Raw genomic sequence first — 14,484 nt, forward strand, 5'->3', positions numbered from 1 at the left:
CAAGCTAACGCCGTATCTCAGAGCCTTTCAGCTCCGCTGCGAACTCTACAGAAAACCAGGCGATGACGCGCTCAAACATGCTATCGACGCCGCCCTCTGAAAATCAACAACGTGCTTCACAAGAGCGTTCGTATTTAGATAAGACCTACACCTCGGTTGCGTAGCAGTAACGAGCGTCTCTTGCAGATCGGTAGTGGATGGTGGATCTGCTAAGCGTCTCCAATCAGCCGCTCCACAAGCGGCGGTTGCAAGTAGCCGAGATAGTCGCTGAATTTGTAGAGGATGAGCTGGGTGTGCGACCGGAAGGTCGCCGCCCAGCGTTCCGGCGGAAACACGATCTCATCGTCGGCTGGCTCAGTGACCAGATCCAACAACTCACAGCTCACGAGCAACGAAATCAACGTCGCGTACAGCAGAATTTCTACGACATCCGCGTTGCTTGTGTCGAACTCGTCCAGGTCGTACTGCGCTTCAACTCACGGAATAGCGTTTCTACCTTCCATCGACACCGAGATAGCGTCGCTAGATCCGACAGGAAGAGCTCCTCTCTACACCAGATCTGTACCAAACTTAGAGCTACTTATACCCCAGCGCCTCTAACTGCTCTTCAATCTCTTGACGGTCATCTTCACTGACACCGGGTATCTCGCCCGTTGAAGTCGGAATCTCGGGGAACACCGCGTCACGTGCTGCCTGCCTCGCTGCCTCGGATACCGACCCCTGCTTATTAACACTCCCGTCCCGCCGCCGGAAGATAATACCGGACGGAGTCGTTGCTCGGATCACGTTGTTCGACTTGGAAATAACCGGCGCATCATATGATTCGCCCGGCTGACAAGCATCACTTTCTCCAGAGAAGTGCGCTTTTATAATCTCGTAGACGAGGTTGTGACCAACTACGCGATCTATTTTCTTTCCGGCCTCCTGTTCCGGATACTTGACGAGGAGTGGCGTGTGAATGAGAGCATCAGCGGGGTCACAACTCCACGGGTGGCTTTGAAGGCCGTCGTCGCCGAAAGCCTCTCCGTGATCCGACACGACGATAATTAACGACTCATCGTACAACTCTTGGACTTCTAAATACGAGAACACCGACTCTAACTGGCGGTCGAGATACTGGGCACTTTTGTCGTATAGTCGTTCGATGAGGTCGAGTTGAGTCTCGGACGCGGTGCGGCCTGCGAAAGCGTCGTTAGCACGGTTAATCTCCTGTGGGGTCGCGTCAATATCGATTTCATGGGGAAGAGTAGCTGGCGAGAAGGGGAAGTGTGTATCCATGTAATGCCCCCAGAGGAGGTTCGGGTCGTACGTATCGAGGAAAGTTTTAATGCCGTCAGTGATGATGTTGCCAGTTGCGTATGGTGGAGTAACTGGCTTGACTGTATCGTCGTCGAGGAGGCTGGTGACGGTCTGGTATGCAGATTTTAGTACGTTTGATTGCCGGCCAAGGTCTTTGAGTCGGTCAACGATGTCACCGGACTCTGGCATTTGCTGGAAGCTGTCGAAGCCGCTATCGTAGCCGCGAGCGGCTGACAAATGCATATTATTCTTGAGCGCGACTGCGGTACCCTTGCAGTGGTCAGCAATCGTCTCCGTGTTCTGAGGGAGTGTTCCGTCGCCTTGGACAGGGACGCCAGCGAGGATGCCCGGGAACGCGAATGGAGTCGCAACCCCATGGGAGTAAGCGTTCGAGAAGTGCGTGAAGTCAGATTCAAATCGCTGCATACACTCCGGAAAATACTTGTCGGTAAGTCGATCTGCGCGGAGTGAATCAACAGTCAGCAGAACTACCGTGTTCATGAGAGTCTCTTGTTTAGGCAAAAATCGAGTGGGCTAAAAATCTTGCTGAATATTAAATATCCAGCATCTGTTTGGGCACTCTAACTTATTGTCGTCGTATTTCCGGACCCGGCTTTAATAACGACTTCCCCGAACTGTTCTCATAGATTCCAGTAGTGGCAAACTGGATTAGACCATTATTGTTCGGCCAACCACCATCCACAACGAGATCTTTCGACGGAATCCTTACTGAATTGTTCTTGCACTTGATCGCTAGGATGTCTGCGGCATCATCAAACAGCGAAATCATACCTGAGCCAGTGCCTTGCAAGTTCCAGCAGTTTTCACTGGCATCGCTCGCAGAACAAATTTGGTTACGTCTGGGGCATTTACGTCTGGGGCATCACTTCCTGTGTAGTCAAGATCATTTACCGGTTGTGAGACTGTTGTATGGTGATTCTCGTCCGTTGCTCGAATGATTCCGCCATCGTGCACACTGTACCCGGAATTCGTTCCGGTTATCTCTAACATAATATTTAATTTACAAAATAATATACCCCCAACTTACACGACTTTTAAGCTCTTCTGTTAGCACTCGTTTGCAATACCGATCCTATCACCATCCCCGATAGCAGCCAGAACGCGATATTAGGAATGATGAATTTTTGGGAGGTGACCCAAAACGAGTACGCGTGAAAGCCTATAAGACTGCAGATCAAGCATGTGTACACCAGTTTGTATTGCTCTTCTCCACGGAGGAGATGGTAGCACAGTAACGTAAAAACAGATCCGATACTGACCATGTACGCAATTAGGCCTGGCAGTCCTGTTGCCGCCAAGTATGCCAGATACTGGTTATGAATATCCATGCCGTTGGGTAAATTGTACTCCTGAGAGAGTAGAGCGAAATTATATCCGCCGATTCCGAAGACTGGGTAGGCAATTGCGATATGGATGGCCGCGGCATATTGTGTTAGTCTTATTGACAATGTGTTAATTTCTACAACGGGGAATATAGATAAAATGTCCCCAATTATTGTCGTGGGCTCACTTGTTCCACCTTGGGGCTCAGGAGTCGTTGTCGTGGGCTCACTTGTTCCACCTTGGGGCTCAGGAGTCGTTGGGTTTGTACCCTTTGACATATCACCTCTCATACTGAACCATCCACGGTAGAGTCCTACACTGAACACGATTGCGAACAAGTTCAGCAGAGAGCTTCGTAGTTGTGAATATACTCCATCTGTGGAGCACACACATAGCAGTAACACACCCATCACAGAGAGAGTAAGAATTGACGCACCCAACCCGGCATCTGTGGCTCCAGCTCGGATTACTATCGCCACAGAACCAAGCGAAAGGAGCGCAAATACCGTGTTTCTGAGCCCGTCTCTCATGCCTACGTAAACCAAGAACGGGAGCAAGAGCAATGTAATCGCAACGAGTTCTCTTACATTTCCCACATATCCACTAATAAAAAAGCCGGTTTCGAAAATCCACGGCCCGATTCCAAACTCGGTAAACGATCTCCCGCCGGCATCACCCAAATATGTCAGTCCAAATGTGTGGCCCACGACCACTTCCCCTAATGCGTACAGCACATTCCCTCCGATAGAAATCAATAACGGATACAGTCCGACGATGAGTTTGGTCTGTAATACGACAAACAACCCCGTGAGAAACATAACGAGATATCGCATCTGCTGAACGGCGAATATTGTCGCTGCAATCTGTGACGGTCCGTTTCCCACTGCTGCAGCGACGAATGCCCATACAACAAACGCGGCTAGACCAAGCACCGCAGCGAGCGACAACTTCGAATATGAGATCTGCCAGATATTTAGATCCGACTGATCTATTATCACGGCCAGTAACACTACCGCAAGTAGATCCATGATATAGAGACTCAAATCTACTTTATCTGGCCCATCAAAAAGGGGGATATTAGCCCCAAATACCGCGAGGACAAAAAAGGCACTTATTAAACCGGTCAAAACCCGTTCAGTCCAGTAGCAGTATATAACATAGCCAATTCCGACGGCAGGAAGAATCACAAGCAGCGGCACGTCCACCCAAAGCACAAGTATTGGGACCACTAGCACAAGGCTGGTCACCAGAATTGATGCTAGCCGTGTCGAATCCTTGGCGGTCACAGCGTCAAAATTCAGAGTATCACCTACGAGAGTGAAAATAAGATGCCGGACAGAATGCGTTTCTGAAGCTTCAGAGTGGGATTCTATATCCACCTATTGGGTCACCATCTAAGGGAAAGGTTTCTCAGGAGAGGGTTAAGCACTTCGAAAACGACGAGATTCGTCGTTTGAATTTGAGTGTACCAAAGAATAATTGACACACCATGATTGTCGTTTTGCCGGGGTTGCCTCCCATAAATACGGAAGGCAGCATCTGGGCCAATTCCCGTTCTATATTTGTTCTACTTAATCGCCAAACATCTGGCGCATCATCGGGTGCATCTCCATGAGCTGCTCCTCGGCTATCTCCTCGTACAGTTTGTACGTGATGGAGACCGTCAGCAGCAGCCCCGTCCCGGAGACACCACCGATGGTGCCCAGCATGTTGGCCATGACGGCCAGCAACCCGACGAGGGCACCGCCGATGACGGTGACCTGCGGGATGTAGCGTTCGAGGACCTTCTCGATGACGCCGACGTTCTGCCGGAAGCCGGGAATCTGCATCCCGGAGTTGTGAATCTGCTTCGCCGTCGCCTCCGGCCCCATGTCGGTCGTCTCGACCCAGAAGACGGCGAAGATGGCGCCGCCGACCAGCATGAAGGTCAGGTCGATACCGACTCGAATGAGTATCTGCCACGCAGGCTGGGCCGTCGTCTCCAGCCACCACATCCAGTCACCGGGCGACTGGATGGGTGCCAGGTAGTAGAACAGGCCACCGGTGGCCTGCCCGTTGTCGTAGGTGCCCAGCCACGCCGGGAGCGAACCCAGCTGGGACTGGAGGATGCGCCCCAAGAACTGGATGTTGGCCTGGAGCGCCCGGACGAGAATCATCGGCAGGACGCTCGCGTAGATGAGTTTCACGGGGAAGCGACCACGCGCACCCTTCACGCGGGCGTTCGAGAGCGGAATCTCGACGCGCACGGACTCGGCGTAGACGACCACCGAGAAGATGAGGACGGTCGTAACCAGGGCCAGCAGCCGGCCCTGCCCCATGAAGAGTGTCTGGAGCCCGGACGCACCGAGGACCGGGCCGATGGACTGCTCGCCGACGACGAACAGGTACCAGGTGTGCAGGATGCCGCTCTGACCGCCGATAAAGGGCGTCGAGAGCAGGCCACCCAGCAGTCGCTGGCTCACGCCGGCGACGATGAACAGCCCGATACCGGAGCCGACGCCCCACTTCGAGATGACCTCGTCCATGAACAGGATGAGGACACCGCCGACGAATATCTGGGCGAAGATGAGCCACTGGACACCGGTCGCGCCGATACCCAGCGACTGCGCGACGGCCGTGTCCGCCGGCAGGAAACCGCCCGCGAAGACCATCGGCAGTCCCGTCAGACAGATCATCACCAGGACCAGCAACTTCTGGAGGCCCTGGTAGAGAATCTGGTCACGCGGGTCGTCCTGCGTGTTCAGCCCGAGCAGGTTCGCCCCACCGAGCAACTGCAACACGATGGACGCCGTCACGATGGGTCCGATACCCAACTGCAAGATGCTCCCCTGTCCCGAAGCGAGAATCGACCCGAATCGGCCGAAGACGTCCTGACTGGCGTCGATGTCGAGGCCGAACAGCTTGACGTTCGTCAGGAAGAAGTACAGCATCAACACGCCGCCCGTCCACATCAGCTTGCGCTTGAACGGGACGTGGCCCTCCGGACGCTGCACTGCCGGCATCCGGACGAGCAGCGGTTCGGCGGTGTCCTTCCAGCTCATAGGTCCTTATTCCTCGTCGTCCGCGTCGTCCTCGGCGGCTTCTTCGGCGGCTTCCTGCCGCTCCTGGCCGAGTTCGGTCAGTTCGGTCTCGCCACCGGCGGCCGAAATCTTCTCCTCGGCACCCGCCGAGAAGTCGTCGGCGACGACGGTGAGTTCGTTCCGGACCTGTCCGGCGCCGAGCACCTTCACGACGTCGGCGTCGTCGGCGTCCTCGACGACCTCTCGGGCGTCGATGTGGTAGCCGTCGCCGTCCTCCTCTGCGAGGCCGTCGGCGACCAGTAGCGGCGCGTCCTCGTCCAGTTCGCGGACGTCGACCGTCGCGACGGTCTCCTGAACCTTCTCCGGACGGTTGAAGCCGCTCTTGCCGAGCGGCTCGTAGTTGTGCATCTCGTGCTTGGCACGCCCGGCGGCCCCGCGGCCACCGCGGTGCCCGGCACCGCGTCGGTTCTTGTGCGAGCCGCCACCGTGCGTGCGGGACCCGCGCTGTCGTCGTTTCTTACTCGTCATTATCGCATCGCCTCCAGCAGTTCGTCGATGTCCTCGGAGTCGTGGCGCCCGAGTTCACCGCCTTCCTTGGTGGGGTGCTTGATGCCGTCGTGACCGCCGCGCGGCGGGTGGAGACGGAGCGTCGGCGAGAGACCCTGGTCCTGCAGCGTCGTCTCCTCGGAGACGAGCGCCCACGCCAGCCCCTCGATGTCGTCGTAGTCGGTGTTCTCGGCGACCCACTCGTCGTCGACGTCGGCGTCGCCCTCTGCGGGCTCTGCGCGCGTCTCCAGGAGCAGTTCGACCGTGTCCTGGCTGGGTTCACCGAAGGCCACGAAGTCGTTGACCTTCGAGACCATCCCGTTGTACGTGTCCGTATCGGGGACGAACGTACAGTGGTTGACGTGGTGGATGTTTAGCATCTTCAGCGTGTCGTGGATGTCCGTATCCATGTTCACGTCACCACGGATCTGAACGAGCGCTCGCATCACTCGATCACCTCGCGCTTCTCGAAGGTCCGCTCGGGGACGCGTGCCTCGGCCGTGTTCTTGAGGGCGTTGAACGTCGCCTTCGCGAAGTTGACCGTGGTGCGCGTGTTCCCGCTGGAGCGGGTCCAGATGTCCTCGATGCCGGCGAGTTCGAGCACCTTGCGGACGGTCTCCCCGCCCGCGAGGCCCAGCCCGCGCGGGGCCGGCTGGAGCTCGACCTCGACGCTCCCGGCCTTGCCCTTGGTGCGCAGCGCGACCGTGTGGGGACGGCCACAGCCACACTCCCAGGACCCACAGCCGCGGGAGACGTCGATGAGGTTCAGTTTGGCCACGTCGATGGCCTTCTGGATGGCACCGCCGACCTGGTCGTCACGCCCTTCGGCGTAGCCGACGAGGCCGTCGCGGTTGCCGACTGCGACGACACAGCGGAACTTCACCCGCCGGCCGGAGTCGGTCATCCGCTGGACCATGTTGATGTCCAGCACTTCGTCTTCCAGGTCGGGGACGAGCTGGTCGACGACTTCCGATTCTTTCAGGGGAAGCCCCGAGTTCAGCGCCTCCTGCATGGAGTCGATGTCGCCTTCGGCGACCTGCTTGCCGAGGCGTGTGCGGGGTTCCCAGCCGTTGTCAGCACTCATAGTTCGATGTCACCTTCCAGTAGGGTCTCCCGGACTTCGTCGAAGTGCTCCGGGAGGTCTGCGGCGTCGAAGTCCCCGCTGTACAGCGGGTCGTCCAGCTGCTCGGCGTACTCGGCGATGTGGGCACCGCGCGTGCGCTGCCAGTCGGCGAGGACGTCGTCGTTGTGGGGGACGTCGAGCCCGGCGTCGATTGCGCCTTCCTGTATTGCGAATACTTTGCTTCCGGGGGTCGGGGAGTTGAGGCCGATGTCCAGCACCGCTTCCTCGACGTCCGCTTCCTGTGCGCGAAGGCCGGCCAGCAGGCCGGTGAGGTACGCCGAGGGCATGTTGCCCGTCGGCGCCTCCCAGCCGTAGTCGGCCAGGTCGCTAGAGTGAGCGGACGCGAGCGTGCGGTCGCCGTCGGGGCCCAACGTCACCAGCTGCGCCCTGACGTGCTTGTTGCTCTTTCGAGCAACGAGGCGGGGCTTGCCGGATTTCAGCAGGCGCAACCGCTGATGGTAGTCGGTACGGGCCTCGCGGCGTCGCCGCATCGGCACGTTGTATCGTGGTCCTGTCGCCATTATTCGTCACCGTGGTTTGCGTCGATGTATCGTTCGAGGTCGGCCACACTGTCGAACTCGCCACCGCCGGCCTTGTCGTACAGGTCGCGGTACTGCGAACTCGAGAGCGTGCCGTCGTCGCGCAGTTCGCGCAGCTTCTTGCGCTGTGCGCGGATGCGCGACTCCCATTCTTCTTTGGGGTCCTGTCGTGCCCCGGCCTTGCCCTTCCGGGAACCGGCTCCCTTCTGGTGGCCGTAGGCTCGCTTCTTCTGGCGTTCCCGGGCGCGGCCGCGGGAGTTGCCCTTCTTGTCTTTCGCCTGGATGGCGCCCTCATCTACCAGTTCGCGGACGTCCTCGCGGGTGATGGCGTCCGCGATGTCGCCCTGCCGGTCGGGGTTGAACCAGACGCGGTTTTTCCCGACGTCGAGGACGTCAGATGCGAGTCGCTTCTGTGCGGAGAGGTCCGTCATTACTCGTTCACCTCGACTTCTTCGTAGGTGGGGTTGAGCACGCGGATGCCCGCGTCCTCGGCCTCCTCTTCGATACGCTCGCGCTTGCGAGCGCCGACCTTGGAGGCGATGCGGACCGCTTCGACGTCCCCGTCGACGCCTTCGAGGTCGTCCACGTTGTGGACGCGAACCTCCTCGAAGCCGGAGGGGTGTCGGCCGCGGACCGCTTTCGGCGAGCGGAAGCCCGCCTCGACCGTGTCGCCCTTGCCCTTGATGCCGCGGCGCTGCTTCGAGAGCTGGCCGCGCGGGCGGCGCCACGACGTCGAGACGCGCTTTTTCTTGTGGTGGTCCTGTCGGTTGAACTGCGGCGTGCCGACGCGGTGTCGCTGTGCCAGCAGTCGCGCCTCTTCGTCGTCGAGGTCGGGCGTCTTGTCGGCGAGCCCGCGAGGCTGGAGTTCCGTCTCCACGTCCTCCTCGGGCTCTTCCTCGGCGCCTTCCTCTTCGACTTCGGCCTCGGTCTCGGTGTCGACTTCGAGTCCACCGACGTCGGCCTTGATACGGGCCGCGAGCGCGTTCCCGACGCCGCTGACCTCCGCGAGCGCGGACTGGTCGGCGGCGCGGACGTCGTCGACCGTCTCGAAGCCGGCCTCGCGGAGCGAGTTGGCCTTCGAGTCGCCGACGCCGCTGATGTCGGTCAGCTCCATCTCCTCGTCGCTCTCGGACTCGGCCTCCTCGGCAATCTGGTCGGCGTCCTCGGCTGGCTCGCCGTCGAGTGGCTGCTCCGACTCGACGTCTGCCTCGGGGGCGCCGCCCTGCGAGAGTCCCTCTTCGTTAGCGTCGGCGTCGCTGCTCTTGTTGTCGGGGTTGTCTGCCATCAGGCGTCACCTCGGTTCGGTTTCTGGGTGATGTACACCCCGTCCTGGAACACGCGCACGTCCTTGTCGTTGATGCGCGTGAGCTGTTCGATGTCCGCGGCGGTCTGGCCGACGGCTTCGATGTCGGGACCAGTCAGCGTCAGTTCCTCGCCGTCGACCTGCACGTCGGTCTCACCGTGGACGGTGGTCCGACGCGCGGCCTTCTCGCCGAGGAAGTTCTCGATGACGACTTCGTCGCCTTCGACGTCGACCTGCATGGGGAAGTGAGAGTAGAAGACTTCCATCTCGTACTCCCAGCCCTCGGTCACGCCGTGGAACATGTTCTCGATGTGGCTCTCGAAGGTACCGACAGTCGACATCGTCTTCGCGTCCTCCTCCTCGGACTCGACGACGACGGTGTCGTCCTCGACCGAGACGTCGATGTCGGGGTACCAGAGCCGACGTGTGACACTGCCGTTGGGCCCCTCGACGGTGAGGTCGAGATGGTCCAGTTCGGCGGTCACGTCCTCCGGAATCTCCAGTTCTACTCGTGACATTGTCAGTATACGTACGCGATGACCTGGCCACCGACGCCCGCCTCGCGGGCCTCGTAGTGGCTCATGATGCCGTGGCTGGTCGTGACGACGAGCGTCCCGTAGTCACGGGCGGGGAGGAACCGCTTCTCCCACTTCTCGAACTCGTCGGCGCCCGCCGAATAGCGGGGCTTGACCGGGCCACACTCGTTGATGGCACCTTTCAGTTCGACCTCGAACTCGCCGGCCTTGCCGTCGTCGACGAAGGTGAACCCGTCGATGTACCCGCGGTCGTAGAAGACCTCGAGGACAGAGCCGATTTCGTTCGAGGCGGGCGATACCGTCTGCTCCAGATGCCCGACGCTCTCGGCGTTATCGATAGCCGACAGCGCGTTGGCGAATGGGTCGTTTCCTGTCATGGTTAGCTGTACTTCTTGAAGCCCATTCCCCGAGATATCTCGCGGAAGCACTGGCGACACAGCCAGATGTCGTACTTGCCGACGAGTCCCTGTTCGCGCCCGCAGCGCTGACAGGACTCGAGCTGGCCGGTCCGCTCTGTCTCGGCGGCGTCGGGCTCTTCTGTGGTTTCACTTTCGCTCATTCACTGACCTCCACGTCGAATGTCGACTCGACGAACGCGGTCGCGTCTTCCGGGTTGAGTCGGTGGTTCGACGGAATCGAGCGCGACGCCTTGTCGCGCTTGGCGACGCGGTACCCCGGGCGGACGAGGTTGACGGTGACGTCCAGCCCGTAGATTCCGATGCTCGGGTCGTACTCCTGACTCGGGAACTCCGTGTGTTCCTCGACGCCGAAGCTGAAGTTGCCGGTGTCGTCGAACTGACTGGCCGACAGGTCGGCGAGCGGCAGGGCCGTCTCGAGGAACTCCTCGGCGACCTCGTCGCGAAGGGTGACCTTCGCACCGATGGGGTCGCCCTCGCGGATGTCGAACTCGCCGACGGTCCGCTTGGCCTTCGTCCGGACGGGGCTCTGGCCGGTAATCTCGCCGAGGATGTCCTCGGCGTTGGCTAGGTCACGGCCACCGTGGCCGATACCCATGTGGACGACGACTTTCTCGACGCTCGGCTCCCGCATCTCGTGGAAATCGGCGGATTCGCTCTCCGAGCTCATTCGTCGTCACCTCCGCCCGTGAAGTTCTCGTCGATGACGACGACGTACTCTTCGACCGTCTCGAAGCCGCCGTCGTCCTGTGAGACGAGCACGTTGTTCTGGGCCGAGCCAGGCGTGACCTGAATCTCGTCGATGGTGCCGATTTCGCCGGCGTGTGCGCCGTCGACGGCCGTGACGAGTGCGCCCTCCTCGTACTCGAAGTGGGCGATTATCTCGCTGGACTCGTTGTCGACGACGATGGAGTCGCCGCCGTCGTAGGTCTGGTCGTCGGAGACGACGAGCGTCTCGCCGTCGTGGAGGCCGAGCTGGACCTCGCCACCGTCGACGTGGGTCTTGGTGACGATCTTGCCCAGTTTGGACTCGGCGGCGTCCGCCTCGATGGCGGTCAGCGCCAGCCGACCACCCTCGCCGGGGAACACTCGGTAGTACTCTTCGCGCTCGGTGAAGGCGAGGATGTCGAACATCCCGACAGGGCGCTCCTCGTCGGAGACGGCCTTGCCGTTGATGAGGACGTTGTCCTCGTTGAGCGCGTAGCGCGCTTCTTTGCGGTTGTCGGCGTAGCCCAGCACGTCCCGCAGGACGATGAGCAGGGGGACCCCCGACTCACCGTGCGGGCCGGCGCCGGCCTTCACCGTGAACGTTGCCGTCTTGCGCTCTACGGGCCAACTGTTGGGGACCGAGAGGCGCTTCTGGTGGTTACTCATGCGGAATCATCCTCCGATTCGAGACGCGACTCCCGCTCGTCGTCCTCGAGGGTCAGGTCCGTGACCCGAACGTTCGAGGTGTCGAGCGGGCGGGGGACCTCTTCGCCGTCCGTCTTCTCGAGGGTGACACCCTCGACCTCGATGACGGCGTCTTTGAGGTCGACGTCGACGACTTCGCCCTCTTCGCCGGCGAAGTCACCGCGGAGCACTTCGACGGTGTCTCCGGCGTTGACGCGGACGTTGCGCTGGCCGTACTCCTCGCGGAGGTCGGCCGACAGCGTCGCCCGAACCTGCTTGTGTCGCTCGTGGAGCGGGGCGCGTCGTTGACTCGTTCGCTGTTTGTCTGGTTGCTCACTCATGGTTCTATACGATCATCGTCGCTGCGGAGGCGACACTCCCGAACCGCTCTGCGACTTCCCGCGAGATGGGGCCTTTCAGCTCGGTCCCGCGCGGGTCCTCGTTCTCGTCCACGATGACGGCCGCGTTGTCTTCGAACTTGACGCGGGTGCCGTCGGGACGGCGGATGGGCTTTTTCTGTCGAACGACCACGGCCTCGAGCACCTGACGACGCATCTCCGGCGTCCCCTTGGTGACCGAGACGGTGATCTTGTCGCCCAGACCGGCTTTCGGGTGTCGGCTCTTCGTCCCCGAGTAGCCGTGGACCGAGATGACCTTCAGCTCGCGTGCGCCAGTGTTGTCGGCACACCTGATGAGCGAGCCCTTCTCGAGTCCCTGGGTGACGTCTGCGTTCAGCGCCTCCATTATTGCTCACCGTCCTCGATCGCCACGACGACGTGGCTCTTCGTTTTCGAGAGCGGTCGACACTCTGCTATCGTGACCGTGTCACCGACCGCGAGGTCGAGACAGTCCGGTGCGTGAGCCGGTACGCGGCTCCGCCGCTTCATGAAGCGGTCGTATTTGGGCACCTTCACGTCGTACTCGCGCTCGACGACGACGGTCTTCTCCATATCGGTGGAAGCGACCTCACCGTCCAGTGTCTGACCGCGCACGGAGAGCTCTCCGTGGAACGGGCAGTTCTGGTCGGTACAGGTCGTCTCCGGCTCCTGTACGTTCAGTCCTAGCGCCATTTGGAATCACCTGATTTCTCTGTGCGGCGAGCGGGACGGGCGACGAGTTTCGAACCGTCCACCCGGACTCGCTGTCCGGACGGCAGGTCGAAGGCGAACGTCGCGCTGTCCTTCGGCACGTGCCACACCCGGTCGGCTCCTTCGACGGCCAGCAGTTGGGTCGTCTCCACGACGACCGTCCCGCTGATACCGACGGCGTCCGGGTTGGACGCGGCGACGACCTCTACGTCGAGGCCGACGAGTTCGTGACGTGGGAGCGTCTCGGGTGTCAGTGGCATTATTCGTCCTCCGGCTGGAGGTCGCCTTCTTCGCCCTGAATCGTCTTGATCCGGGCGATGGCCTTCTTCAGTTCCTTGATGCGACCCGGGTTCTCCGGGGCGCCACCCGCAGCCTGCACGGCCCGGGCGTTGAGCAGTTCCGTCTTCAGATCGTCGAGTTCCGCCTCGCGTTCGGCGGGCGTCATGTCGCGGATCTCCTGGACGTGGAGGACGGTCATTCGTCGTCACCCTCCTCCTCGTCGTCCATCTCGTCCATGAGTTCCTCGGCTTCGGCTTCGACGTCCTCGTCGAGTTCCTCCTCGACGGCCTCGTCGAGGTGGTCCACGTCGAGGTCGTCGATGTCCTCGTCGGTCGGGACGTCGGGGTCGTCGGCGGGCACGTCCGCGTCGTCTTCGACGATCTCTTCTTCGACGACCTCTTCGTCGACTTCCGCTTCGGTCTCGTCGGGTTGGTCGTGACCGACCTCGGTCGTCTCGGCTTCGTCCTCGTCCTCGGGTTCGCCTTCGAGGAGTTCCTCGACCGACTCGCCGTCGGTCTCGGCGACGTACTCCTCGACCTCGACGTCCTCGTAGATCTCGAAGTCGTCGGGGAGTTCGGCGTTCGGCGGGATGATCTTCACGCGCACGCCGATGGTACCGAGTTTCATCACTGCGACGCCGACACCGCTGTCGACGATGTCCTCTGCGGGTTCGCCGTTGTGCTTGATGTACCCGCGGTTGAACTTCTCGACGCGCGAGCGGGCGCCCGTGACCTTCCCGGAGAGGACGATCTCGGCACCCTTCGCGCCGGCTTCCATGATGCGGTCGATCGTGGTGTGACCGGCCTTGCGGAAGTACCAGCCGCGTTCGAGGGCGTTCCCCAGACGGTCCGCGACGATGCGGGCGTTGAGGTCCGGTTCCTCGACTTCCTGGACGTCGATCTGCGGGTCGTCGAGGTCGAACCGCTCCTCGAGTTCCGTCGTGATCTTGCGGATGTTCTTCCCGCCCTTACCGATGACCATCCCGGGCTTCTCGGCTTTCAGGACGATCTGGGTCCCCATCGGGGTCTTGGCGACGTCCATGCCGCCGTACCCCGCGCGACCGAGTTCGTCTGCGAAGAACTCGTCGATCTGGGTCCGCTGGAGGCCGTCCTCGATGAACTGCTGTTCGTCGGCCATTATTCGCTGACCTCCTCGAGGATGAGTTCGACGTCGACCTGCGGCGTGTTCCAGGCGGAGGCCCGGCCCATCGCGCGCGGCTTGCGACCCTGCTGTTCGCCGACCTTGTGGGCGGCGACGTGCATGATCTCCATGGCTTCACCGTCGAAGCCCTGGTGGTCTGCGTTACCGACGGCGTTCTCCAGCAGGTCGATGAAGGCCTTCGAGGCCTTCTCTGGGTAGCGACCGGCGTCCCAGCCGTCGACCTTGCTCTTGTGACCGACGCCCGAGTTGTGCTGCTTGAACGCGACCGGCTGGTCGCCCTCGATGACAGCCTCGAGGAACTCGACGGCGTCGCCCGCCGTCTTGCCCTTGATCTCTCGGGCGATGGCCTTGCTGTGCTTGTGGCTCATCTGCCGCTCACGGAGCATCGCTTTCGCGGTCGTGTCCGGATCGGCGTCGACTGAGTAGCTGATTCCCATG

At 60.7% G+C, this 14,484-nt stretch carries 21 protein-coding genes and 2 pseudogenes; 1 reads left to right on the top strand and 22 read right to left on the bottom strand.

What is annotated here, in order from left to right; genetic code table 11:
- Positions 1-100 (top strand): annotated as a pseudogene (locus tag EGH21_RS23135) (IS1595 family transposase); the annotation flags it as partial.
- A gap of 41 nt (positions 101-141) precedes the next feature.
- On the opposite strand, the pseudogene EGH21_RS23140 reads toward EGH21_RS23135, so the two are convergent.
- The 22 genes and pseudogenes from EGH21_RS23140 to EGH21_RS23245 all read right to left on the bottom strand — a co-directional run.
- A pseudogene (locus EGH21_RS23140) lies at positions 142-550 on the bottom strand (transposase); the annotation flags it as partial.
- A 26-nt stretch (positions 551-576) separates the two neighbouring features.
- Positions 577-1,800 carry a sulfatase-like hydrolase/transferase gene (locus EGH21_RS23145; RefSeq protein WP_220620774.1) on the bottom strand — a complete coding sequence of 408 codons (1,224 nt, stop codon included), beginning with the start codon at positions 1,798-1,800 and terminating at the stop codon, positions 577-579.
- A gap of 554 nt (positions 1,801-2,354) precedes the next feature.
- Positions 2,355-3,929 (bottom strand): hypothetical protein, encoded by a 1,575-nt coding sequence (locus tag EGH21_RS23150; protein WP_220620775.1) that lies wholly within the window; start codon positions 3,927-3,929, stop codon positions 2,355-2,357.
- 285 nt (positions 3,930-4,214) lie between these two features.
- Positions 4,215-5,684, bottom strand: coding sequence for a preprotein translocase subunit SecY (gene secY, locus EGH21_RS23155; protein ID WP_220620776.1), 1,470 nt, complete (start codon positions 5,682-5,684; stop codon positions 4,215-4,217).
- A gap of 6 nt (positions 5,685-5,690) precedes the next feature.
- On the bottom strand, positions 5,691-6,191 hold the full coding sequence (locus tag EGH21_RS23160) for an uL15m family ribosomal protein (RefSeq protein ID WP_220620777.1): 501 nt from the start codon (positions 6,189-6,191) through the stop codon (positions 5,691-5,693).
- Positions 6,191-6,655 (bottom strand): 50S ribosomal protein L30, encoded by a 465-nt coding sequence (rpmD, locus tag EGH21_RS23165; protein ID WP_220620778.1) that lies wholly within the window; start codon positions 6,653-6,655, stop codon positions 6,191-6,193. Before rpmD ends, EGH21_RS23160 begins: the two co-directional genes overlap by 1 nt.
- Positions 6,655-7,293, bottom strand: coding sequence for a 30S ribosomal protein S5 (locus tag EGH21_RS23170; protein WP_220620779.1), 639 nt, complete (start codon positions 7,291-7,293; stop codon positions 6,655-6,657). The genes rpmD and EGH21_RS23170 overlap by 1 nt, the downstream gene beginning before the upstream one ends.
- A complete protein-coding gene (locus EGH21_RS23175; RefSeq protein WP_220620780.1) occupies positions 7,290-7,853 on the bottom strand; it encodes a 50S ribosomal protein L18 in 564 nt (187 codons plus the stop codon). The genes EGH21_RS23170 and EGH21_RS23175 overlap by 4 nt, the downstream gene beginning before the upstream one ends.
- Complete coding sequence (locus EGH21_RS23180; RefSeq protein ID WP_220620781.1) at positions 7,853-8,302, bottom strand: 50S ribosomal protein L19e; 450 nt, start codon at positions 8,300-8,302, stop codon at positions 7,853-7,855. The genes EGH21_RS23175 and EGH21_RS23180 overlap by 1 nt, the downstream gene beginning before the upstream one ends.
- The gene (locus tag EGH21_RS23185) at positions 8,302-9,156 is read right to left on the bottom strand and encodes a 50S ribosomal protein L32e (protein ID WP_220620782.1); all 855 of its coding nucleotides are present in this window, start codon (positions 9,154-9,156) and stop codon (positions 8,302-8,304) included. The genes EGH21_RS23180 and EGH21_RS23185 overlap by 1 nt, the downstream gene beginning before the upstream one ends.
- Positions 9,156-9,692 carry a 50S ribosomal protein L6 gene (locus EGH21_RS23190; RefSeq protein WP_220620783.1) on the bottom strand — a complete coding sequence of 179 codons (537 nt, stop codon included), beginning with the start codon at positions 9,690-9,692 and terminating at the stop codon, positions 9,156-9,158. The genes EGH21_RS23185 and EGH21_RS23190 overlap by 1 nt, the downstream gene beginning before the upstream one ends.
- Positions 9,693-9,694: 2 nt before the next feature.
- Positions 9,695-10,087: a 30S ribosomal protein S8 gene (locus EGH21_RS23195; protein ID WP_220620784.1), complete on the bottom strand. Its 393-nt coding sequence runs from the start codon at positions 10,085-10,087 to the stop codon at positions 9,695-9,697.
- A gap of 2 nt (positions 10,088-10,089) precedes the next feature.
- Entirely contained in the window at positions 10,090-10,269 is a 180-nt protein-coding gene (locus EGH21_RS23200) for a 30S ribosomal protein S14 (protein ID WP_220620785.1), read from the bottom strand.
- Positions 10,266-10,796, bottom strand: a complete 531-nt coding sequence (locus tag EGH21_RS23205; RefSeq protein WP_220620786.1) for a 50S ribosomal protein L5 — start codon at positions 10,794-10,796, stop codon at positions 10,266-10,268. The genes EGH21_RS23200 and EGH21_RS23205 overlap by 4 nt, the downstream gene beginning before the upstream one ends.
- Positions 10,793-11,500 (bottom strand): 30S ribosomal protein S4e, encoded by a 708-nt coding sequence (locus EGH21_RS23210; RefSeq protein WP_220620787.1) that lies wholly within the window; start codon positions 11,498-11,500, stop codon positions 10,793-10,795. Before EGH21_RS23210 ends, EGH21_RS23205 begins: the two co-directional genes overlap by 4 nt.
- Entirely contained in the window at positions 11,497-11,859 is a 363-nt protein-coding gene (rplX, locus tag EGH21_RS23215; RefSeq protein ID WP_220620788.1) for a 50S ribosomal protein L24, read from the bottom strand. Before rplX ends, EGH21_RS23210 begins: the two co-directional genes overlap by 4 nt.
- Before the next feature lie 4 nt (positions 11,860-11,863).
- Positions 11,864-12,262: a 50S ribosomal protein L14 gene (locus tag EGH21_RS23220; RefSeq protein WP_220620789.1), complete on the bottom strand. Its 399-nt coding sequence runs from the start codon at positions 12,260-12,262 to the stop codon at positions 11,864-11,866.
- Positions 12,262-12,588, bottom strand: a complete 327-nt coding sequence (locus EGH21_RS23225) for a 30S ribosomal protein S17 (protein ID WP_166971548.1) — start codon at positions 12,586-12,588, stop codon at positions 12,262-12,264. The genes EGH21_RS23220 and EGH21_RS23225 overlap by 1 nt, the downstream gene beginning before the upstream one ends.
- Positions 12,579-12,866 carry a ribonuclease P protein component 1 gene (locus tag EGH21_RS23230; protein WP_220620790.1) on the bottom strand — a complete coding sequence of 96 codons (288 nt, stop codon included), beginning with the start codon at positions 12,864-12,866 and terminating at the stop codon, positions 12,579-12,581. Before EGH21_RS23230 ends, EGH21_RS23225 begins: the two co-directional genes overlap by 10 nt.
- A complete protein-coding gene (gene rpmC / locus EGH21_RS23235) occupies positions 12,866-13,084 on the bottom strand; it encodes a 50S ribosomal protein L29 (protein ID WP_166971544.1) in 219 nt (72 codons plus the stop codon). Before rpmC ends, EGH21_RS23230 begins: the two co-directional genes overlap by 1 nt.
- Positions 13,081-14,022 (bottom strand): 30S ribosomal protein S3, encoded by a 942-nt coding sequence (locus tag EGH21_RS23240; protein WP_220620791.1) that lies wholly within the window; start codon positions 14,020-14,022, stop codon positions 13,081-13,083. The genes rpmC and EGH21_RS23240 overlap by 4 nt, the downstream gene beginning before the upstream one ends.
- On the bottom strand, positions 14,022-14,483 hold the full coding sequence (locus EGH21_RS23245) for a 50S ribosomal protein L22 (protein WP_220620792.1): 462 nt from the start codon (positions 14,481-14,483) through the stop codon (positions 14,022-14,024). The genes EGH21_RS23240 and EGH21_RS23245 overlap by 1 nt, the downstream gene beginning before the upstream one ends.
- Between the last annotated feature and the right edge of the window lies 1 nt (position 14,484).

Origin of the sequence: Haloarcula rubra (genome assembly GCF_019599465.1) — an archaeon.
GTDB lineage: Archaea > Halobacteriota > Halobacteria > Halobacteriales > Haloarculaceae > Haloarcula > Haloarcula rubra.